This window comes from Pseudomonas sp. AK106 (assembly GCF_053903055.1).
The window spans coordinates 2334835-2355543 of record NZ_CP096426.1 but is presented as its reverse complement, the minus strand read 5'-3'; the positions used below and the strand labels follow the sequence as shown (position 1 = coordinate 2355543).

21 protein-coding genes and 1 pseudogene are annotated in these 20709 nt (G+C 60.0%); 12 read left to right on the top strand and 10 right to left on the bottom strand.

What is annotated here, in order from left to right; all coding sequences use genetic code 11:
- Window positions 1–64 precede the first annotated feature (64 nt).
- From M1E04_RS10665 to M1E04_RS10615, 11 genes are all read left to right on the top strand, one after another.
- Complete coding sequence (locus tag M1E04_RS10665) at window positions 65–787, top strand: Crp/Fnr family transcriptional regulator (protein ID WP_192130315.1); 723 nt, start codon at window positions 65–67, stop codon at window positions 785–787.
- A gap of 95 nt (window positions 788–882) precedes the next feature.
- Entirely contained in the window at window positions 883–1644 is a 762-nt protein-coding gene (locus M1E04_RS10660; RefSeq protein ID WP_456292928.1) for a YoaK family protein, read from the top strand.
- 88 nt (window positions 1645–1732) lie between these two features.
- A complete protein-coding gene (locus tag M1E04_RS10655; protein WP_192130313.1) occupies window positions 1733–2008 on the top strand; it encodes a metal/formaldehyde-sensitive transcriptional repressor in 276 nt (91 codons plus the stop codon).
- A 20-nt stretch (window positions 2009–2028) separates the two neighbouring features.
- The gene (dmeF, locus tag M1E04_RS10650; protein ID WP_296311992.1) at window positions 2029–2976 is read left to right on the top strand and encodes a CDF family Co(II)/Ni(II) efflux transporter DmeF; all 948 of its coding nucleotides are present in this window, start codon (window positions 2029–2031) and stop codon (window positions 2974–2976) included.
- Window positions 2977–3011: 35 nt separating this feature from the next.
- Window positions 3012–3365, top strand: coding sequence for a hypothetical protein (locus tag M1E04_RS10645; protein ID WP_369319618.1), 354 nt, complete (start codon window positions 3012–3014; stop codon window positions 3363–3365).
- Between the two features lie 6 nt (window positions 3366–3371).
- Entirely contained in the window at window positions 3372–3575 is a 204-nt protein-coding gene (locus M1E04_RS10640; RefSeq protein ID WP_369319619.1) for a DUF1289 domain-containing protein, read from the top strand.
- Between the two features lie 158 nt (window positions 3576–3733).
- Complete coding sequence (locus M1E04_RS10635; protein ID WP_456292927.1) at window positions 3734–4426, top strand: bacteriorhodopsin; 693 nt, start codon at window positions 3734–3736, stop codon at window positions 4424–4426.
- Window positions 4427–4452: 26 nt separating this feature from the next.
- Window positions 4453–5286 (top strand): Brp/Blh family beta-carotene 15,15'-dioxygenase, encoded by an 834-nt coding sequence (locus M1E04_RS10630; protein ID WP_456292926.1) that lies wholly within the window; start codon window positions 4453–4455, stop codon window positions 5284–5286.
- A 335-nt stretch (window positions 5287–5621) separates the two neighbouring features.
- Window positions 5622–6473, top strand: coding sequence for a phosphate/phosphite/phosphonate ABC transporter substrate-binding protein (locus M1E04_RS10625; protein WP_065988842.1), 852 nt, complete (start codon window positions 5622–5624; stop codon window positions 6471–6473).
- Between the two features lie 31 nt (window positions 6474–6504).
- Window positions 6505–9423, top strand: a complete 2919-nt coding sequence (locus M1E04_RS10620; protein WP_369319622.1) for a GGDEF and EAL domain-containing protein — start codon at window positions 6505–6507, stop codon at window positions 9421–9423.
- Window positions 9424–9517: 94 nt separating this feature from the next.
- Entirely contained in the window at window positions 9518–9757 is a 240-nt protein-coding gene (locus M1E04_RS10615) for a hypothetical protein (RefSeq protein ID WP_065988840.1), read from the top strand.
- A 21-nt stretch (window positions 9758–9778) separates the two neighbouring features.
- Here the strand turns inward: M1E04_RS10615 and M1E04_RS10610 are convergent, their stop codons facing one another.
- From M1E04_RS10610 to M1E04_RS10570, 9 genes are all read right to left on the bottom strand, one after another.
- Window positions 9779–10933: an ATP-binding protein gene (locus tag M1E04_RS10610; RefSeq protein ID WP_456292925.1), complete on the bottom strand. Its 1155-nt coding sequence runs from the start codon at window positions 10931–10933 to the stop codon at window positions 9779–9781.
- Between the two features lie 213 nt (window positions 10934–11146).
- The gene (locus M1E04_RS10605; RefSeq protein WP_456292924.1) at window positions 11147–11980 is read right to left on the bottom strand and encodes a phosphodiesterase; all 834 of its coding nucleotides are present in this window, start codon (window positions 11978–11980) and stop codon (window positions 11147–11149) included.
- 22 nt (window positions 11981–12002) lie between these two features.
- On the bottom strand, window positions 12003–13034 hold the full coding sequence (locus tag M1E04_RS10600; RefSeq protein ID WP_456292923.1) for an ABC transporter ATP-binding protein: 1032 nt from the start codon (window positions 13032–13034) through the stop codon (window positions 12003–12005).
- Window positions 13031–13825 (bottom strand): ABC transporter permease, encoded by a 795-nt coding sequence (locus M1E04_RS10595; RefSeq protein WP_456292922.1) that lies wholly within the window; start codon window positions 13823–13825, stop codon window positions 13031–13033. Before M1E04_RS10595 ends, M1E04_RS10600 begins: the two co-directional genes overlap by 4 nt.
- On the bottom strand, window positions 13822–14643 hold the full coding sequence (locus tag M1E04_RS10590; RefSeq protein WP_197985849.1) for an ABC transporter permease: 822 nt from the start codon (window positions 14641–14643) through the stop codon (window positions 13822–13824). The genes M1E04_RS10595 and M1E04_RS10590 overlap by 4 nt, the downstream gene beginning before the upstream one ends.
- 48 nt (window positions 14644–14691) lie before the next feature.
- A complete protein-coding gene (locus tag M1E04_RS10585) occupies window positions 14692–15696 on the bottom strand; it encodes an ABC transporter substrate-binding protein (RefSeq protein WP_065988834.1) in 1005 nt (334 codons plus the stop codon).
- Entirely contained in the window at window positions 15680–16711 is a 1032-nt protein-coding gene (locus tag M1E04_RS10580) for a LacI family DNA-binding transcriptional regulator (protein ID WP_369319628.1), read from the bottom strand. The genes M1E04_RS10585 and M1E04_RS10580 overlap by 17 nt, the downstream gene beginning before the upstream one ends.
- Window positions 16712–16991: 280 nt before the next feature.
- A complete protein-coding gene (locus M1E04_RS10575) occupies window positions 16992–19574 on the bottom strand; it encodes a M10 family metallopeptidase C-terminal domain-containing protein (RefSeq protein ID WP_296313378.1) in 2583 nt (860 codons plus the stop codon).
- 151 nt (window positions 19575–19725) lie between these two features.
- Window positions 19726–20040 carry a hypothetical protein gene (locus tag M1E04_RS10570; protein ID WP_456293240.1) on the bottom strand — a complete coding sequence of 105 codons (315 nt, stop codon included), beginning with the start codon at window positions 20038–20040 and terminating at the stop codon, window positions 19726–19728.
- On the opposite strand from M1E04_RS10570, the pseudogene M1E04_RS10565 reads away from it, so the two are divergent.
- Window positions 20026–20181: pseudogene (locus M1E04_RS10565) on the top strand (DinB family protein); the annotation flags it as partial. The gene M1E04_RS10570 and the pseudogene M1E04_RS10565 overlap by 15 nt on opposite strands.
- A gap of 131 nt (window positions 20182–20312) precedes the next feature.
- Here M1E04_RS10565 and M1E04_RS10560 read toward each other — a convergent pair.
- Window positions 20313–20627: an RcnB family protein gene (locus tag M1E04_RS10560; RefSeq protein WP_065988829.1), complete on the bottom strand. Its 315-nt coding sequence runs from the start codon at window positions 20625–20627 to the stop codon at window positions 20313–20315.
- Between the last annotated feature and the right edge of the window lie 82 nt (window positions 20628–20709).

Here is a 20709-nt window from a genome sequence, read left to right as displayed (position 1 = left end):
CCTCCAGCGCCGGCGCTGCACTGGAGTACTCTCCGTTGGTCGTCCCCACTCCTGGAGCTCCACCATGTACACCGCGCCGCAGCCCGTCGACAACCACCTGCTTGCTGCGCTGGCCGATGAAGAACTTGTGCGTCTGGCGCCGCACATGGAGTGGGTGCAATTGGTATTGGGTGAGGTGCTGTATGAGCCCGGGGACATTTTGCGTCAGGTGTACTTTCCCACCGATTCGATCGTGTCCCTGCTGCAGGTTACCGAGAGCGGCGCCTCCGCAGAGATCGCCGTGGTCGGCAACGAAGGGCTTGTCGGCATTGCCGTGTTCATGGGTGGCGAGAGCACGTCCAGCCGCGCGGTGGTGCAGAGTGCCGGAGGCGCCTTCCGCCTGCCCGGCCATAAACTCAAGGAAGAATTCGATCGTCACGGCGAGCTGTTGCTGCTCATGCTGCGCTACACCCAGGCCCTGATTGCGCAAATGTCACAGACCGGTTTGTGCAATCGCCACCATTCGATCGACCAGCAATTGTGCCGCTGGTTGCTGTTGTCGCTGGATCGACTGCAAGGCAATCAGCTGACCATGACCCAGGAACTGATGGCCAACATGCTCGGTGTGCGCAGAGAAGGCGTGACCGAAGCGGCGGGCAAGCTGCAGCGCCAAGGCGTGATCGAATACACTCGGGGCCAGATCAAGGTCCTTGACCGCCCGCGACTGGAACGGTTGAGCTGCGAATGCTATTCAGTGGTGAAGGCCGAGTCCGACCGCTTGCTGAGCTATACCCGACGACGTGAGTGATCAGTTCATCATCAGGGTCTTGTAGGCTCAAGGCGGTGATTGCACGGATCGGATGAAAACGGCGTCAGGAACTTCAGCAGCCACGGGACCCTTTGATGGCGATCAGATACATCCGCAGCCTGACCGGCCGAAGACGCACACCGGACGCTAACCGCCACCTCGGGTTTGTCTTGGCCTTTGTGGCCGGCGCCATCAACGCCGGGGGCTTTCTGGCGGTTCAGCAGTACACCTCGCACATGACCGGCATCGTTTCGTCCATGGCCGATAACGCGGTGCTGGGTGCGTACGACCTGCTGCTGCGCGGGGGCAGCGCCCTCTTGTCTTTCATGGCAGGCGCCGCCTGTTCGGCCATCATGGTCAATTATTCCCGCCGCAGACGCCTGCACAGCGCGTTCGCCCTGCCCCTGTTGTTCGAGGCGTTTTTACTACTCTGCTTCGGCTTTCTGGGCCCCGGGCTGGCGGCCGTGGACGGATTGGTCGTGTCCCTCACGGTCATGCTGCTGTGTTTCATCATGGGCCTGCAAAACGCCTTGATCACCAAGGTTTCCAAGGCTGAAATCAGAACCACGCACATCACCGGCATCGTCACCGACATCGGTATTGAACTCGGCAAGCTCGTCTACTGGAACGGCGCTACACCGCCCGGGCAACCGCGAGTGGTCGCGAACCGCGGGCGGCTGAAACTGTTGACTGCTCTGGCATTGAGCTTTTTCACCGGCGGTGTGGTGGGTGCGTACGGGTTCAAACACGTGGGGTACACCGCGACCGTACCGCTTTCGCTGGTCCTCGGCATGCTGGCGGTCGTGCCTGCCCTGGACGATGTGCGGCGCTATGTCCGGCGTGCATACCGGGAGTGATCCATCGTTGATCCGTGCGCGAGTCAACCCTTGCATAGGTATAGGGGGTACCCCTATGCTGCATCCCGTCTAGCCAGGGGTGTATCCGATGGGTCATGTCGCAGCCAACAAAAACGATCTTCTCAAGCGTGTCAAACGCATCGCCGGACAACTCCAGGCCGTCGAACGGGCGTTGGAGTCGGACCTCGACTGCGCCAAGACGCTGCACCTTGTCGCCGCCACTCGCGGGGCCATCAACGGCCTGATGGAGGAGATCATTGAAGACCACGCGCGCGCACACGTGGCAGATCCGGGTCTCAGCGAAGCCGAGCGCAACCAAGGTGTCGAAGAGCTGCTTGAAGCCATTCGTCGTTATTCCAAGTGAACACATCCCGGCGCTCGCTTATGCAAAGTCCGAACATCAATTACCTGCACGACCACGTCTTCCTGGGCTCGGCGCACGATGAGAACGCCAGGCGTACGCTGTGGGTGGTGGCGCTGACGGTGGTGATGATGGTCGGTGAAATCACCGCCGGGTATGTCACCGGTTCGATGGCGCTGCTGGCCGATGGTTTTCACATGGCGACGCATGCCGGTGCATTGGGCATCGCCGCGGCCGCCTATGCTTACGCCAAACGCAACGCTTCCAGCCAGCGCTTCAGTTTCGGCACAGGAAAGGTAGGGGATCTGGGCGGCTTCGCGTCGGCACTTATTCTCGGCATGGTTTCCCTGGGGATCGGCGTTGAATCCGTCATGCGCCTCTTGCAGCCCACCGATGTTCAGTTTGGCACCGCTACCCTCATCGCGATTGCCGGGTTGATCGTCAACATCGTCAGCGCCCTGCTGCTGGGCCACGGGCACAGCCATGGACACGATCATGAGCACGATCATGACCATCAGCATGATCATCACGGCCATCCCCATGCCCCTCATGGCAACGACAACAATTTGAAATCGGCCTATGTCCACGTCCTCGCGGACGCGCTGACCTCGGTGCTGGCCATCGCTGCATTGCTCGCCGGTCGTTATCTGGGCTGGGTATGGCTGGACCCGGCCATGGGCATCGTTGGCGCCCTCGTTATCGCGCGGTGGGCCTGGACTTTGATGGGCGTCACCGCAGGCGTATTGCTCGATCAGACTGACGCACACGTTGCCGAGGAGATCCGCCAGTTGGTTGAAGAACCGGGAGACGCCACCATCACCGACTTGCACGTCTGGCGGGTCGGCCCCCAAGCCCATGCGGCCATCGTCAGCGTCCTTGGCGCCGCCACTGCGAACGCCGACACCATCCGTGAACGTCTCCAGCCGGTCCATGAAATCAGGCACCTGACGGTCGAATTTCGACCGGCCTGATTGAGCGCTTCTGCCCTGCCCCAGAGGAAATTGCCATGCCACCCGGCAAACGTGAACTGGCGCGAATCGAACGCCGGTTAATCGCCACGCTGACCGAAGCGTGCGAGACAGCAAAAAGTGAGATCAAAGGCTTCACCTGGTTGACCCACACGGCTGACCTGAATGCGCTGGCTGACACCCTGAAGGTGATCTGGGTGTTCGAAACGCGGGCGGACAAACAGCACGCTCAGCTTGAAGCGAAGGCGCGCATTTTTGAGCTGACGGCCATTGCGTTGAATGAAGCCTGCATCGACCTGAAACTCTCCGATCGCAATGTTCGCCTTGACTCCGAAGAGGAATGCCAGCGCGCTCATGAGGGCAACTGGCAAAAGCGACTTGGTCAAGGGTGACTGACGATGGCCAAAGAAATTGAAAACCCATGCATCGCGGTGTGCCAGCTCAGGGGTGATCTGTGTGTGAGTTGTGGCCGGACGAAGGACGACATCAGAAAGTGGAAACGCATGAAGCGGCCTGAAAAAATGGCGGCGGTGCAAAGAGCGAGTGGGCGTTTGAAGCAGTTTCGCAAGGAGCAGAAAGCCGAGCATGGCGGTGAGTGTTAACGGTGAAGGCACATTCAGCCGAATGTTTGAGCACCCGAGAAACATCTTGAACCATTTTAGTCCGTGACTTCTCTATCTGACTGCAGCGCTCGGCAAAACCTTCTCTGATTGGGAGATGGCGTCGCCAAGCGGATCTCATAGACTATCTGGACACCCCAATGACCCCAATACCTCTGCTCCTGGGCTTCGTCATCATGTCGCTTGCCTCGTTGGCCATCTATGCCAAAGGCGCTCACAGCGGCCCACTGCGCGGCCACACACTGGTCCACTCCGCCGTCCCGTTCATTGCGGCAACGGCCTACCTCTGCATGTACCTGGGCGTGGGTAACCTGATCAAACCGGCCGACAGCGTTACCTATCTCGCTCGCTACGTCGACTGGGCCTTAACCACGCCTCTGCTGCTGGCCGGGGTCGTCAGTTCGGCGTATCTGGGCGCCCGTGAGCAGGAAGGCCAAGCCGGCTTCGTGGCGTCTATCGTGACCCTGGATGTGATGATGATAGTGGCCGGTCTGATCGCCTCGCTGGCGCCTTACGGCACTTTGAAATGGGTATTTTTTGCCTGGTCGTGCGCGGCTTTTGTCGGTGTGCTTTATCTGCTGTGGAAGCCACTGGCGAATATCGCCGGGCAGCATCCGGCCATTGGCGCGGCGTACCGTAAAAATATCGGTTTTCTCACTGTGCTCTGGTTGATCTACCCGGTTGTTTTCGCCATCGGGCCAGAGGGGATATGGATGGTAAGCGATGCCGCAACCATCTGGATCTTCCTGGTACTCGATGTTCTGGCCAAGGTCGTGTACGCCTTCACCTCCGAGCGCAAGTTGCACGCCGCTCTGGCGAAGTCAGGCGCCTGAGAGTGAACAGGACGGGCTGGCTAGTCATGCTGTCGACCGCCGTGATTGCCAGCCTGGCCGGGGCAGCGACGCAGATGACGTTTGCGCTGGCGGTAGGGTTGGGCCTGGGGCTTCTCCACGGGGTAAGCGATATGCATCTGGTGGCAACGGCACGACGCCCCGCTTTCCTCTTTTCCTACCTGGCGACAGCCCTTGGCTGTCTACTCTGCTGGCAGCTGGCAAGTGCGACGGCACTCCTGTTGTTTCTGCTGCTGTCGGCCTGGCATTTTTTCCATGAAGATGAATTGTTCCACGAGCGGCTGACATCGCTGGCGTTGGGGCTCTTCATCATTGGCGGTCCGGCAGTGGTGCATGGCACAGAGGTCGCCCGGTTGCTCGCGTTAACCATCGGCTCGGGCGAACCCCATGGACTGGCGGAACGGCTGACGTGGTTGCTCGCCACAAGCGGCGTCATCGCGCTACCGGTATTGCTGCTGGCCTCCTGGCGCCAACGCAGCCTGTGGTTAGCGGCCACGCTGTTTGCCGTGGTGCTGTTACCACCCCTTGTCGGCTTCGCTGTTGGATTTTATAGCTTGCACGCCGCGCCTCAGACCCAGGTTCGCCAGCGTCTGTTGGGCGCGCCTCACCTGTCTGCCTACCTGCGCCTCACTTGGCCAATATGCCTGGGCGCTGCTCTGTTCATCTTGGTTGGAGGTCTTGTCTTCCTGCTGCAGGAAGGCACCGGAATCCGCGCGCTGTTCGCTGTATTAACGGCCTTTGCAGTACCGCACATGATCGTATTGCCGCGTTTTCTGCCAGTGGGTAAAGCGGCGGGTATAGACGGCCAGCCACCCTCGGAAGCGCGAGTGGTTGAGCGGTAACTGACCCGCACACTAACTCTTTGACCCACTCAGGTCGCCTTGCTTCTACCAAGACGAATGCCCGGGCGGGCCAGACGCGTCACCATCAGGAATGCATCCACTGTCGGAATAACGGCTCTTCCTCCAATCACCTCCCTCATCCAAACGAGTATGGGGTAACGGCCTTATCACAGGGACCAATGCGGGCGGATTAGTGGATCCAATAGACTTAACTAATTATTTAAGCAAAGGGTGCTTAAGATCCCCCGCGCCCGGCCGATTATATTGGATTGATGAGTTTGATTTAACTTTAATCACCGTTGGGTCAGAAGCTAGTCTACTGCTGGAGTGAACACGTGACGTTACGCCTAACCTGCAAAGCTTTTATTATTGCGCTGTCTTTTGGGTTGTCAAATGTGGCGAGTGCCGAAGACGTTAAAGTCTACAATTTTTCGCCGGTCAATCAATACAACCTTAATCTCTCAGCCAGTTTCTGGAACCCGATCATTCGGTACGTGTCCGACAAAAGCGGCGTGAACCTGACCCTGAAATTAGGGCGTACCTCCTCCGACACCACCAGTTATGTGCTCGCACAAGAAGTTGATTTCGCTTTTACCAACCATCTTTTCAGTCCAGAGCGCGACAAAATGGGTTGGAAGGTGTTTGGTCGCCGTGACGCCCCTCCCCTGGAAGGGCAAATCGTGGTACCTGCCGATTCCCCCATCCATAGCCTTGCTGAACTGGAAGGCCAGGAAGTCGTGTACCCGGGACCCGAAGCGTTCATCGCTTATAAAGTCACCAGCGCCGAATTGGTAAAGAAAGGGATAAATACGTCTACGGTGTTTGCAGGAAACATGGATGGTGCGTTCAGCCAGCTGATCAGTGGCAAGGCCCAGGCAATGGGGGTTAATTCACAGCTGGTCAGCGGCTACACCGAAAGAGAAGGCAAGTCGTTCCGCGTACTGTGGAACTCGTCCTTGTTCAACGATTTAGCCCTCATGGCCTCCCCCAGAGTGTCTCAAAAAGAACTGACGGCGGTCGCCGATGCATTTTTTAATATGCAATATGATAGTGAAGGCAGCAAAATTCTTCATGACGCGACTGAGCTCGTCCATGCACCTGAACCGATCAAGTTTATTCCTGCGACGGAAGCGGATTATGCGTCCTATCGTGATTTTTATAACAGCGCTCCAGCAAACCATAAGTAATCAATCTCACACCTAGCGGGAGAGGCTGTTAATGAATTTCTTTAAAAGCCTGATGCCCAGATCACTGACGTCGCGCATATTGGCGATGCTGTCCTTTTTGATCGTAGTATTTCTGACAACCGGGCTGGGTCTTTTTTATAAAAACCAGATGCTCCAGCACATTGAAGAGATACAAGACAGCGCTAACATGCTGATAGAGGTGGCGGCACAGGCCGTTGAAGAAAGTGTCATCATCGGCGATTACGACACCATCAAAAGGACCCTCGAAAAAACCCTGTCTCGCTCACCGTTCAAGTCGGCCATGTTTATTGACCTGTCAGGTGGCGTCATTCGTCTGCAGGCACCCAAGGCGCCTGCTGGAAGAGCCCCTGCGTGGATAGAATCCGAGGTGGCTGCACGGTTATTCGATGTCAACCGTCCGATAACGATCGGGGGCAAAGATTATGGCGTGATGCGCCTGTCTTTCAATGCCGAGAAAATAGCGGCTGAACTGTGTACGTTGGTGGTGCAGGCGACCGTACTGGCAGTGCTTTTTCTGCTGACCAGTTTGCTGTTGATGGGGTTCATGATCAAACGGTCGCTCGCACACCTGGACAAACTTCACTCTTATGAAGCGGAAATCGCTTCAGGTGCGGTGGCAGCAGAAGCGATGTTGGTGGCCGATGCGCCCGTGGAAATACAGGAGGCCATAAAGGCGGTAAACCGTACGGCAGCCAGTATGCGCAACCACTTTGGTCAGCGCATTGAATCGTTGATGAACACATTGGTGCAGCATAAGAATGCCCTGGATGAGGTTTCGATCGTTTGCGAATTTTCACCCTCCGGCCGTATTACCTATGTTAACGAACGATTCGTGTCCAGCGCCCAGCGTTCTCGCGCTGAGCTTCTGGCGTTGACGATCGATGAAGTCTGGAACGGCATGTATTGCGCCACTCAGCCGTGGCAATGGACACCTGAACGTGAAGTGTGGAACGGTGAGGTCAGGCTTTCAGGTCGTGCCGGGACAGATAAATGGCATCAACGCACCATCATCCCGATCCTCGATGACAGGGGCGGCGTTGAAAAATATATCTGCATCGACATCGATATCACCGACCGAAAAGAGTTTGAGGTCGCCATTCTGGATAACTCCAGAAGGCAAAACCTGATCGCCTTGTTTGGCCAGCAGGCATTGACCGAGGAAAACGTCAGAGCCCTGGGTCAACTGGCCGCGCTAACGGCGGCGCAAGGTTTGAAAATGAGCAAGGCAGCGCTATCAGTCGTTGACCAAGTGAGTCACGGGGTGATCCTCAGCGCTGAGATTGGCCTGACCCACGATGACATCCGCCGCAGCTACGCGAGTCAAGTGTCCAGCCGCATGGGCGCTTCGACTGAGCTAGCCATCATTTCCGATGGAGCTGATGACACCTACAAGCTGTTGACTGATGACACAGTGGAAACCCATGGCATCAGAAGCACCCTGGAAGTTGATATATCGTGCAGGGACGTTTTCAAGGGCGTTCTTGGGGTGTATGCCACCACTGACTACGTGTTTACCCGTGAAGATGTTAGCTACATCCAGACATTGGCAAACCTGTTGGCAGCCGCGCTTGAAAGGGATGACGCGAAGAAAAAACTCACCCATCTTGCCGAGAATGATTCGCTCACCACCTTGCCCAATCGCTGGTTTCTCAATAATTACCTGCACGCTGCAATCAGCCGCACAGCCTCCGCGCCATCTGCAATAAGCGTCATCTTTATCGATCTCGACAGATTCAAAACCGTGAACGACACCATGGGGCATTCCGTGGGCGATGAGTTGCTTATCCAGGCGAGTCGACGTCTGGAAGAGTACATCGATGAGAACAGCATGGTTGCGCGACTGGGCGGGGATGAGTTCTCGATTGTGGTCACACACCCTGTCTACTCGGCAAGTTTCATCAAATCGCTGGCGGCCCATGTTGTTGACGCAATGGAGAAGCCGTTCAACCTTCGCGGCCAGGACATATTTGTTTCAGCAAGCGTGGGCATCGCCAATTATCCGTTTGACGGAGATGACGCCGGCGTCATCCTCAAGAATGCGGATACCGCCATGTACCATGCGAAAAAAAGTGGGCGTAATAATTTCAAGTTTTATAACGCCGAGATGAACGAAAGTGCCGTTAAACGCTTGCAAACTGAAACACTCTTACGGGGTGCGCTGGAACGCGATGAATTTATTCTGCATTTCCAGCCAAAGGTCAGCCTCGCAGATGGCAGCATCAGTGGCCTGGAGGCTTTGTTAAGGTGGAATCATCCCTCGCTCGGCCTGGTGTCTCCCGCTGATTTCATTCCCATGCTTGAGGAGACCGGCCTGATCATTCCGGTGGGCGAATGGGTCATCCGGAAAGTCTGTGAGACGTTGAAAAGCTGGGAAGACAGTCATATCAGACTGGTACCCATCGCCATCAACCTGTCCGCCAGGCAGCTTCAGGTAAAAGGCCTTGCCAACATCGTCAAACATATCCTGGAAGAATACGGTATCAACCCTACTCTTTTAGAGTTCGAGCTCACTGAGTCGGTGTTGATGATTGAACCCGAGTCGGCGGTTGAAATACTTCGAGACATCAAGTCATACGGGATAGGCCTTTCGGTCGACGATTTCGGAACGGGTTATTCCAGCCTGGCCTACTTGAAGCGATTCCCTATCGACATCCTCAAAATAGACAGAATGTTCATTAAAGACATCATGAGCAATCATGAAGACGAGGCGATTACCCGAGCGGTCATCGTATTGGCGCATGAGCTGGACTTGAAGGTCATTGCCGAAGGGGTCGAAACATTCGAGCAACTGGAGCTGCTGGTGAAACATGGCTGCGATCAGATACAGGGTTATCTTTTCAGCAGACCCGTACCGAGGGATGAGTGCGCTGCGATGATCAAGTCGTCACGTACGCTGGACATAAGATTTGCCGAGCCTGATGTTGCGTAAACCCGTGATATTGAGGTCGCCACACTCTCCAGTTGTTGACACACTGTGTGGCAATCTCCTCGGGCACCCCGCCCGACTTCTACCTGGACTTCACATGACACCCAACGCAGAACTCTATAACCCCTCCACCGAATACGCTGACAAGCTGATCTCGCGAATTGGCCAAACACCTTCGTGGATCGCAAAGCGTATCGGTGTGACTGACAAGCGCATCCGCTACATCTTGGATGGCGAAAGGACCGTCAAGGGCGAGACCACCCCGATTCAGATGACCTACACCGAGCAGTTTGCCCTTGAGTGCCTTGTCCAAGAGGCCATAGCCCTTAAGAGGTGACGGTTGCGGGCTGCCGCGACGCTACAAGCCGTCAAGCAGCCCGTCGGCACGGAGCAGATCAACGATCACGTGCTCATCCACCGCGTAAACGCCCCGGGAAGCCTTCCAGACCAGGTTCTTTTCCTGCAAGGCAATGAGCGCTTGTTGCACCCCCGGCACCTCAACCCTGGTGGCACTTTCGGCAACGCCTGACTGCTTCATCGCTGTGGCGTACAACGCCATGGTGGGCGCCTCGAACGGGGCGAAGTTATCGCCCATGCTGCCCATGACGCGAATGACGGCCGACTGGATCGGGGTCAGGCTGTGGATCACCTTCTTGAGGTTCGCGTTCAGCTCATCCGCCTGCGCCCGGACCAGCTCGGCAAAACGCTCAGGTACATTTTCAGGGTCGATGAAAAAGTCGAAGCGAATAGCATCAGCTGCTGCGCCAAGCAATTCGGGCCGATAGCCACTTTCTTTGAACAGCTGGAACACTTCTGCCGGATCGAGCGGAGATGGCAGGTCGATATTGGCGCACAGCCAGTCGATGTAGTTCTGATCGAGCGTCGGGAAAGGCACCATCGACGCGCCGAAGAACGCCTGATCCTTGCTGTTGCACAGCATGGCCAGCTTGTCCCGGTTCGAGCCGGTGCAAACGATTCGCAGGCCGTGGTGCCGGGAGCTGTTGAGTTCGTCCCTCGCCGCCTTGAGTGCGAACAGCGCCGCCACACCCGCCTCGGTAGTGATCGCGTGTTGCGCTTCATCGATCATCAGCACGATGAGCTTCTTTGATTCGTCGGAGAGCGCCACCAGCGCCGTGGTGAGGTCGATGTCCCTGCCAAGCCCGATTTTATCCACGCTGAAGTTCAAGCCGCCGACAACGACCTTCTCCACGCCGGACGCCTTGGCCAGCCGTGTGATGAAACCGTCGCTGCGACCTACCGCTTCGCGGATCGCTTCCACGATGACCAGACCTGGGTCTTTGGTGAGGTCTTGCCAGAGGTCGGCATACAACACAATCGCCCCCGCTTTTTCCAGCGCAGGCCGCAGGTCTTCACGTGCGAAGGTGGATTTGCCGGTACGCCGTGGCGCTGCCAGGAAGACGCCGGAGCTGGCGGAACTGCCCACCGACACCTGCATGATCAGCTTGGAGAGCCGGGCGGCCAGCTCGGGACGGTGGTAGAGGATTTCAGGCATTTGTAGATCTCTGCACAGCTCTATAGGCAATTATAGAGTGACTATAGACCAATTATAGATATGGGTGAAATCTACGTTTATAGGCGATTATAGAACGACTATAGACTGATTATAGGTAACCCACTTCAGTCGTACGCCAACCATCAGCGCCCGCAGAACATTCGGGCGCCGCCAGGCCAAAGCGTAAGGACAGTCCACCGAGATGGGGCGTGCCTAATCGATCAACCCCTGAGCGTCGTAAAACGGGTACGGCCCCGGGTAATCACCGAACACGCCGTTGTGGGTCACCAGGCCCTGCTCCGCTTCCCAGCGATGCAGCAGGTAGCCCGCCGGCTCGAGGTTGAAATGCGCCGGGGCGTCGTCGCGCAGATCGAGCACGATCTGGTGCGAGGTGCCCGGGCAGGTGCAGCTGATGCTGCCGCCGAAGCGCCGTTGCATCGGCCGATGCAAATGACCGCACAGCACCCGTTCGACTTGCGGGTGCCGTGTGATGACCTGCTCAAGCGCCGCCCCATTGATGAACGCCTCGCGCTCCATGTGGCCGATACCGGTGACAAACGGCGGGTGGTGCATGATCACCAGGGTCGGCACCTCCGGGCGCCGACCGAGCACGTCATCCAGCCAGGCCATCTGGCTGTCCAGCACTTGGCCGCCGTGGGCACCGGGGATCGTCGAGTCCAGTCCGATCAGACGCACCGGGTGCTCTTCGACGACCCAATCCAGGGGCGACTGGGGACAGAGCGGCAGGTAAACATGATCGGCAAATTCGGCCAGCAGGTGCTCGCGGACGTCGTGATTACCGGGCACCAGGTAATACGGCATGCTCAGGCGCGCCAGCTCGGGGTGCAGGACGGTGTATTCATCCGGCCGACCGAAGTCCACCAGGTCGCCACTGATCACCACGATGTCCGGCCGCGGCGTGCTGGCGTTCAGATGATCGACCGCGCGACGCAAGGCGCCGAGGGTGTCAACCACGCCATAGGTCAGCTTGTTGCCGGCTTTAAGGTGCAGATCGCTGATCTGCGCGATGAGAAACGGGGCGTTCACATTCAACTCACTTAAACAAGGATCACGGGTGCAGGGCGAACAGCGCCTGCGGCTCGATGGCCAGGGCAATGAGATCGCCCGGCGCATGAATAACGCTGTCGGCGCTGTCGACCAGCAGCGGTTGCGCGGCGCCGACCTCAATCAGCAAACGGCTTTGCGCGCCCTGAAAAAACTGTCCCAGCAAACGCCCGTGCAGGTGCCCTTCGCGCGTCACCACCCGCAGATGCTCAGGCCGGCAATACACCGTGGATGGCTCACTCGCCTCAGCCCAGGGCAGCTCGCCGCCGCTGACTTTCAGGCCGTTGACGGTACGGCCTGCCACCGAAAAGGCATTGAGGTTGCCGACGAAACCGGCCACGAAAGGATTGGCCGGCTGCTGATAGATTTCGCGCGGCGTGCCGAGCTGGGCGATGCGCCCTTGCTGCATGACCAGAATCTGATCGCCCAGGGCCATGGCTTCGCCCTGATCGTGGGTGACGAACACTGAGGTGATGCCGAGGCTGCGCAACAGCTGATCGAGTTCGCTGCGCAAGCGCTCACGCAGTTGCGCGTCCAGTGCGGCCAGGGGCTCGTCGAGCAGCAGGACTTTCGGCCGTGGCGCCAATGCACGGGCCAGTGCCACCCGCTGACGCTGTCCGCCCGACAGCTCATGAATGCCGCGCCTGGCGTGTTCCTGCAGGCCGACCAGTTCCAGCAGTTCGGCGCAGCGCTTGGTGCGCTCGGCGACGGCCATACCGCGCACCTTCAGGCCATAAGCGATGTTGCCTTCCACGGTGAGGTTGGGGAACAGCGCGTAATTCTGAAAGACCATGCCGACGTCGCGACGCTCGATGGGCAGACGGGTGACGTCTTGATCACCGAAGAACACCTGGCCAACGTCCGGCCGCTCCAGCCCGGCGATCATCCGCAGGGTGGTGGTTTTACCGCAACCGGACGGGCCGAGGATCGCCAGGGTCTCCCCCGCCTCGATGGTCAGGTTGAGGTCGTGAACGGCAACGGTGCCGTCGGCGAAAGCCTTGCGGCAGCCGATCAGGCGCAGCGTGGTTCCAGTCATCTTTGCTCTCCACGGGAAAGGCGCGCGCTGATGGCCTGCAACGCCACCAGCAGCGGCACGATCATCAACAGAAATATGAGGGTGTAGGCGCTGGCGACTTCCAGCCGCGCCGAGGCGTAACTGTCCGCCAGACCCACCGGCAGGGTTTTGGTCATCGGCGTGTGCAGCATCCACGTCAGGTTGAATTCGCCCAGGGACAGCGTCACCACCATCAGCACGCCGGCGAGAATCCCCGCCCGGCAGTTGGGCACCACCACGCTGAAAAACCGTCGCAACGGCCCGGCACCGAGACTGGCGGCGGCCTCCTCCAGCGTCGGCAGGTGCTGACGCTGCATCACCGCCATCACTGGCCGCACCAGAAACGGCAACGTGAACAGCACATGGCCGACGAGGATGAACAGCCAACTGCTGCGAAAACTGCCGAACTGGCCGTAGGTCAGCAGCAGGGCCAGGGCGCTGGCCAGGCCGGGCATGGCGACCGGCAGGACCATCAATTCCTCGAAGGCGCGACTGAAGCGGTTGTTCATCCGCACCAGCGCATAGGCCGCCGGGACGCCGATCACGCAGACGCACACCGCACACGCCACTGCCAGTTGCAGGGACAGCCACACCGTCGGCGAATAGGCCTGCCAGACTTGCGCGAGCCAGTCGAAGGTCAGTCCGCTGGACACGCCCTGAAAGTAATTGCGGGTGAGCCCGGCCACCAAGGACATCAGCACCGGCACCAACATGAAGGCGCAGACCAGCAGCGTGAACAGCAGTTGCGCGATGAACAGCGAAGAGCGCTTCACAGGACCGTCCTCGATTGCTTGACCATGCGCCGCGCGAGCAGCAACACCGCCCAGGTCAGCGCGCCCAAGACCACCGACAGCGCTGCAGCGACGGTGAAGTTGGCGTAGTTGGTGAACACGTTGTAGATCGCCACAGGAGTGACGTTCAGTTGGGTGCCGAGGGTGAAGGCCGTGCCGAACGCGCCCATGGAGGTGGCAAAACAGATCGCCCCACAGGACACCAGCGCTGGCGCGAGCCCTGGAATGATCACGTCACACACCACCCGCCAGTGCCCGGCGCCGAGGGAGTGGGCGGCCTCCTCCAGGCTGCGGTCGAGGCTTTCGCAGGCGGCCATGATCGTGAGGATCACTCGGGGAATCGAGAAATACAGGTAGCCGAGGAACAGCCCCGCCAGGGAATAGGCGAACACCCAGCGCTCGCCCGCCAGTTTCAGGCCGAGCATGGCGAACAGCCCCTGCCGCCCTGCCAGCAGAATCACCAGAAAGCCCACCACCACCCCAGGAAACGCCAGCGGAAAGGTCAGCAGCGCCACCAGTGTGGTGCGACCGAAAAAACGCTGACGGGCGAGAAACACGCCGGTGATGCCGCCGACCAGCAGCGCGGCGAGGGTTACCACAGCAGCCAGCACACAGGTTTGCGCCAGGCTGCCCAGATACTGCGGGCTGCTGAGCACTTGCCAGTAACCGCTACCGGCGCCGTCCCGTTGCTGTCCGCCGAGCACTATCAGGTGCGCCAATGGCAGCAGCCAGAACGCCGCCAGTACTGCCGCGGCGGGTGCGAGGGCCCAAGCGGCCGTCGGGCGCAAACGCCGTTTCAACAACCCACCCGCGGCCACGTTCTGCGCCTTCAACACCGTGCCGCTCACTTACTTGACCTCGCTCAGGTAACGCGCCGAAAAGGCTTCCTGCACGTCGGCCATGTGCTGGTAATCCACCACACCGGCGCGGGCGTAATCGCTGTCAGGCAGGAATTGCGCGGCCACGTCGGCCGGCATTTTCATCGCACGAACAGGGCGCAGATACGCTTTGGCCCACAGCGCCTGGCCCTGCTCGGAGAGCACGAAATCCAGCACCTTCTCGGCGTTGGCCTGATGGGGGGCATTGGCGACCAGGCTCATCACGTAGGGCACGCTGATGCTGCCTTCCTTGGGGATGACGAAGGCGACATTGGCCTTGTCCTTGTAGCGGGCGCGGTAGGCGTTGAAATCGTAATCCACCAGGATCGGCAGCTCGCCTGAAAGCACTCGGGCGTAGGCGGTTTGCTTGGGCACGATCGGTGCGTTCTTCGCCAGTTTCTGGAAATAGTCGATGGCCGGCGCGAAGTTATCCAGGGTGCCGCCCATGGCCTGATTGATCGCCACGGCCGACACGTAACCGACGAAGGCGCTGGACGGATCAAGGTAACCGACCATGCCTTTGTATTCGGGTTTGAGCAGATCAGCCCAACTCTGCGGGACCGGCAAGCCGCCCAGTGCATCGACGTTGACCATGATGCCGAGGGTGCCGGAGTGGATCGCGAACCAGTGGCCTTCCGGGTCTTTCAGGCCTTCGGGAATCTGCTCCCAGCCTTTGGGTTTGTAGGTGCCGACGACGCCAGCCTTCTGCGCCTGCAAACCGAAGGTCACGCCGTAATACACGACGTCCGCCACCGGCGCGGCTTTCTCGGCCACCAGTTGCGCCAGGGATTGGCCGGAGTTCTTGTTGTCCAGCGGCACTTGCACGCCGGTGCTGTCGGCGATCGCCTTGAGCTGGGTGCCCCAGTCCGCCCACTCTGGCGGGCAGTTGTAGCAAATCGCGGTTTCGGCGGCCTGGGTCAGGCTGGCCACGCCACACAGCAGCAGTGCCGCCAGGGTTTTACTGAAGCGGATCATGGAGCGTCTCCTCGTAGGGCTGATTGTAGGGTTGAGTACTTTCGCCAGGCCGGATGTGGCACGGCAGGCAATGGGAAGTCGGGGCGGCGCCGGCAATCTGCGCCAGCAATTGATCGATGACGGTGGTCGCCAGCGCAGCGATGGGCTGGACCACGCTGCACAGGGTCGGGTGCATCTGAGTGCCGATGTCGATGCCGTCGAAACCGATGATCGACAGTTGCTGCGGCACTGCCCACCCGTGGCGGCGCAGTTCGGCGATCAGGCTGATCGCCAGCAAATCGTTGGAGCAGACCAGCGCAGTCGGCGCGTCAGGGCCGAGCAACAATGGCGCAAGCGCGCTGAAGTCGGCCTGGGTGTGGCTGGGCATTTCGATGATGGGCATGGCGGCCAGGCCGTGTTCAGCCATTGCGTCGCAGTAGCCGGCGTAGCGCTGCCGCGCCCGGTCGGACTGCAGCGTCGGCCCCGCGACCATGCCGATGCGTCGATGACCGGCCTCCAGCAGATAGCGCGTGGCCAGGGCCATGCCGGCACGGTTGTCCACCGAGACGGCGCTGTATTCGGTGCTGCCGGGCTGGTGATAGGCGAGAACAAAGGGCGTGTCTTCGGTGCTGAGGCTTTGCAGCACGCGGTTGCTGTGGACGTCGGTGACCGTCAAGACCAGGCCGTCGACCCGTTGGCGCAGCAGCTCTTCAACCACCGCGCTTTCCCGCTCGGCGCTGTAGTCGGTGGTCGCCAGCAGCAGGTTGTAGCCCCGCAACCGCGCGGCGCGCTCCATGGCTTGAAACTGTTCGGCGAACACCGGGTTGAGCAGGCTCGGCACGACGACGCCAATGAGCTGGGTGGTTTGAAGGCGCAACTGACGGCCGAGCAGATTGGGCCGAAAACCCAGTTCTCGCGCGGCGGCGAATACTTGGTCACGGGTTGTCGGGCGTACCACTTCGGGGGAGGCGAAACAGCGGGCGGCGGTCGCTCTGGAAACCCCGGCCACCCGTGCGACGTCTTTCAGGTCACTCATGATCACTCGCTTGAGATCGATCTCATTGGCGAGGACATTACGGTGTCAATGTGGCAGTTCAGGGGCGAGGATGTGACAGATTGGAGTCATTGGGTGAGGCAGGACTGACTGCCAGGCGGAAGTCGGACTGGCTCAACCCACTGTAGGACCGGCTTTGGCCGGGAAGGCGTCAGGTGTCACACCGCAAATGTGAGGGTGTGCGGACTGACTTCTTCCCGGCTAATGCCGGTCCTGCAATGAGATCGCGTGCAGCCTGAGAGACCGCATGCATTGAAGGCGATCAGGCGTCGGACAGCACCACATGGTCCATCGGCGCCGCCACGCCCACCACCTTGATCTCAGCCGCATTAACGGCGGCGCTGAAGGCAAAGTCCTCGGCCTTCAGACTGTGGCTGTAATCCCCCGCCAGGGTGACCTGGAATTTCTGGCCAGCGCTGTCCGCTTCGTTGCTGCGAACGTAGGTGCGGTCGCTGTTGGCGTTGTAACTGACCTGCAGAGTGTCGTTACGCCCGTCGCCCAGGCCGGTGAAGCCCAGCGCCGAAACATCCAGCGTGTCGTGGCCAGTGGTGAAATCAGTGATCAGGTCCGCCGCCCCGACGTAGCTGTCGCTGATGTGATCAAAGCGGAAGGTGTCCTCGCCCGATCCGCCGGTGAGCTTGTCGCTGCCGGCACCGCCAACCAGTAAATCATCGCCGACGCTGCCGGCCAGCACGTCGTCGCCCGCCAGGCCAAACAAGGTGTCGTTGCCCCAGTCGCCATACAGCGTATCGGCGCCTGCCGTGCCGGTGGCGTTCACCGAGGTCAGCGGCTGGGACGAATCGGTGCGCGTGTCATCGGGGTTGGCGAACAGCACGTTGCTGGCGGTCAGGTCATAGAGGTGATTGCCGCTGAGCAGGATTTCGAAGCGGTTGCCGTCGGCGTCCGGCTCCAGCGACTTCAATGCCGTTTGATCGCCGGCGAGGTTCAGCACCACTTTCAGCGTGCCGTCGTAGCCGTTGCCCAGGCCTTTGTAATTCAAGGCGGTGAGATCCAGGCGATCATGGCCGTTGCTGTTGAAATCCGTGATCAGGTCGCGTTGCGCGTAGCTGCCGCTGGCATCGTTGCGCAGGCTGTCGCTGACGCGGGTGTAGACGAAGGTATCTGCGCCTGCGCCACCGGTCAGCGTGTCGCCGCCGCTGCCGCCGATCAGACGATCCGCGCCGCCGTCACCGGACAACGTATCGCGCCCTGCACCGCCGAGCAGCACGTCGTCGGCAGCGGTCCCCAGCAGCTTGTCGTCATTGGCCGTGCCGGTGATCGACGAAAAGAAGTTCGCCGCGCTCAGGGAGCTCAGGTGGTTGCCGTCCAGTGCCAGTTGAAAACGGTTGCCGGCGGCATCGGCGTCCAGGCTGGCGAGGTAGGTGATGTTGGTGCCAGCGTTATAGGTCGCTTTCAGCGTGCCGTCGTGACCATTGCCCAGGCCGGACAATCCCAGCAGGGTCAGGTCGAGACGGTCGCTGGTGTCGTTGAAATCGGTGATGCGATCGGTGAATGACGTGGTGGCCGTGCGGTAACTGTCGCTGACCGAGGTAAAGCGAAACACGTCGCTGCCCGTTCCGCCGCTGAGGCGGTCCGCGCCTGCACCGCCCTGAATGACATCATCACCGGCGCCGCCATCGATGCGATCGCGCCCTGCCCCGCCACTGATGAGTTCGTCCGAGCGGCTGCCGATCAGCGTGTCGGCGCCCGCACTGCCGCGCACGATCAGCACATCGCTGTTGTTGTAGACCTGGCTTGCGTTGCCCGCCGCGCTGATGTCGCCGGCTTGAGTGCCGTTGATGACGTTGCCGAAGATCACGCTGCCTTCGACGCTCGCCACGTCCGACGGCACCTCGGCCACGCCCCAGGTCGATCCGTTGCCGCCGGTGATCAGGTTGTCGTAGACGAAATTCTGCGTGCCGTTATCGCTGCCCAGGTTGCGGATGGCCACTTCCGGCACGTCATTGCCTTGCGCATTGGTGTGGATGACGTTGTTGGACACCTCGATGTGGGTCGTGCCTTGCAGATTGACACCCGAGCCGCCGTTGCCGTGGATGTCGAGGCGATACACGCCGCCGTATTCGATGCCGCGCATGTGCACGCCATCGCCGCCGTTGCCGGAGACGTCGCCACCGATGACGCTGAAAAAGCCGGTGTCGACGCCACTTTCTTCATGGACGTAAATCCCGTCGCCAGCGTTGCCGGACGCTTGGTTGTCGGTCAGCGAAACCGCTACGCCGCCCAGGCCGACATTGATGCCGTTGGCGCCGTTATCCAGCGCGCGGTTGTCCTGAAAGGTCAGTGCGGGCAGCGAACCTCCCACTGCAAACCCGTCGGAGGCGTTGTCGGTGGCCGTGCTGTTGCGCACTGTCAGATGCACCGACGCGCCGGTCAGGTCGAAGCCACTGCCGCTGAAGTTCGTCGCGGTGACGCCGTCGATCAGCAGGTTGGTACTGTTGGCCCCCGACTGGGACCAGCCACTGACCTGCCCACCGCCGTTGGCCTGATTGCCATCCAGCGTAAGATTGCTGACGGTGGCGTCTCGCACGGTGCTGCCTGCCACCACGCCCAGCAGAGACGTGGTGTTCGAACCGGTGCCATCGGCCAACTGGAGCACGCTGTCACCGGCACCCTCACCGGTGAGGGTGACGTTGCTTTTCAGCGCGAGCGCGTTGCCCGAACCGTCGCTGTCCGACACCCGCCAGGTGCCGCCAGGAATGTAAACCTTGCCCCCACCCGCGGCGCTTGCGGCATCAATTGCCTTCTGGATGGCGACGGTATCGTCAGTAGTGGCATCGCCCTTGGCGCCATAATTGCGGATATCAAAAGTGGGGGTGATGCTCATGCGCTGCTCCTGCCTGGAAAACTGACGACCTGTGAGCCGGTTGTCGCAACCGGCTCGGGGAACAGCTTGGACCGGTGGAGTTCCTGATTGTTAGTTCCCTTGAAGGGGCTTTCGTCGGATGGGCAGCACGATCCGCGATAACAGCGGCTCGTCAGTCCGCCTCCCCCATCAAGGCCACCGCATCCGCGCCCGCCGCGATGCGCATCGGCGAAGCAGGGTCGTTCGCCGCCCCCCAGATGGCTTCGGCGACATCCTGGGCCTCGGTCACCAGTGTCGATCGCGACCACTCGCTAAACACGCGTTGAGCCAGATCGGCATACGCGTCCGGAATGCTGCCCTGCATGCGGGGCTGTGCGTTTTTGCCGAAGTCGGTCCCCGGTGCGCGCCCCGGCAGTACCAGGTTGACGCGCGCGTGTTGCAGGCGACAGGCGTTATTCCTGAACGGGTGGATCGCTTGCTGCTGCACTTATTCCAGCATCAGATTCACCACCGTGGACAGGTTCACGGCATGCTGTCCGGTACCCGCATATCACCGCCACAACTGGATGAATTTTATCTGGATGGGGATTTGCCCTTAAGGGCCGCCGACAAGCCTCTTCCCGGCTGAAGCCGGTCCTGCTAGACCACACACATCTAGTCAGGCTAGCGGTGAGCCCACTGTAGGACCGGCTTTAGCCGGGAAGGCGTCAGACGTCACGCATCATTGGTTGGCTGAAGATGAGGTCTCAGCCAATGGCGTTACTTGTGCCCTTTGGCCTTCGGCACCATCTGTTTGATCGTTCCGGTAGGGATGTCGATCAGGGCATATTTGTCCTTGATTTCCACCCACTGCTGGTTCTTGTCCGGTGCAGTCAGGTGGCGTGCGCGCCAGTCTTTAACGGCCAGACTCGGACGTTGGTACTGGTCAGGGGCATTATCGCCTTCCTTGATTTCCTTGACCCCTGCGCCCGGTCGATCCATCGTCACGCTTGGCTGTTCGGCAGCGTACGAAAAGCTGCTGACGGCGCATACGGCGGTGAACAGCAGATGAGGGAGGTATTTCTTTCCGAGCATGATCAAGTCCTCTGGCAAACGAGTGCCGCTAACGGAGTGGAGATAGGTGGTGCATCCGTCATGCTCTGACCGGGGCTGATTC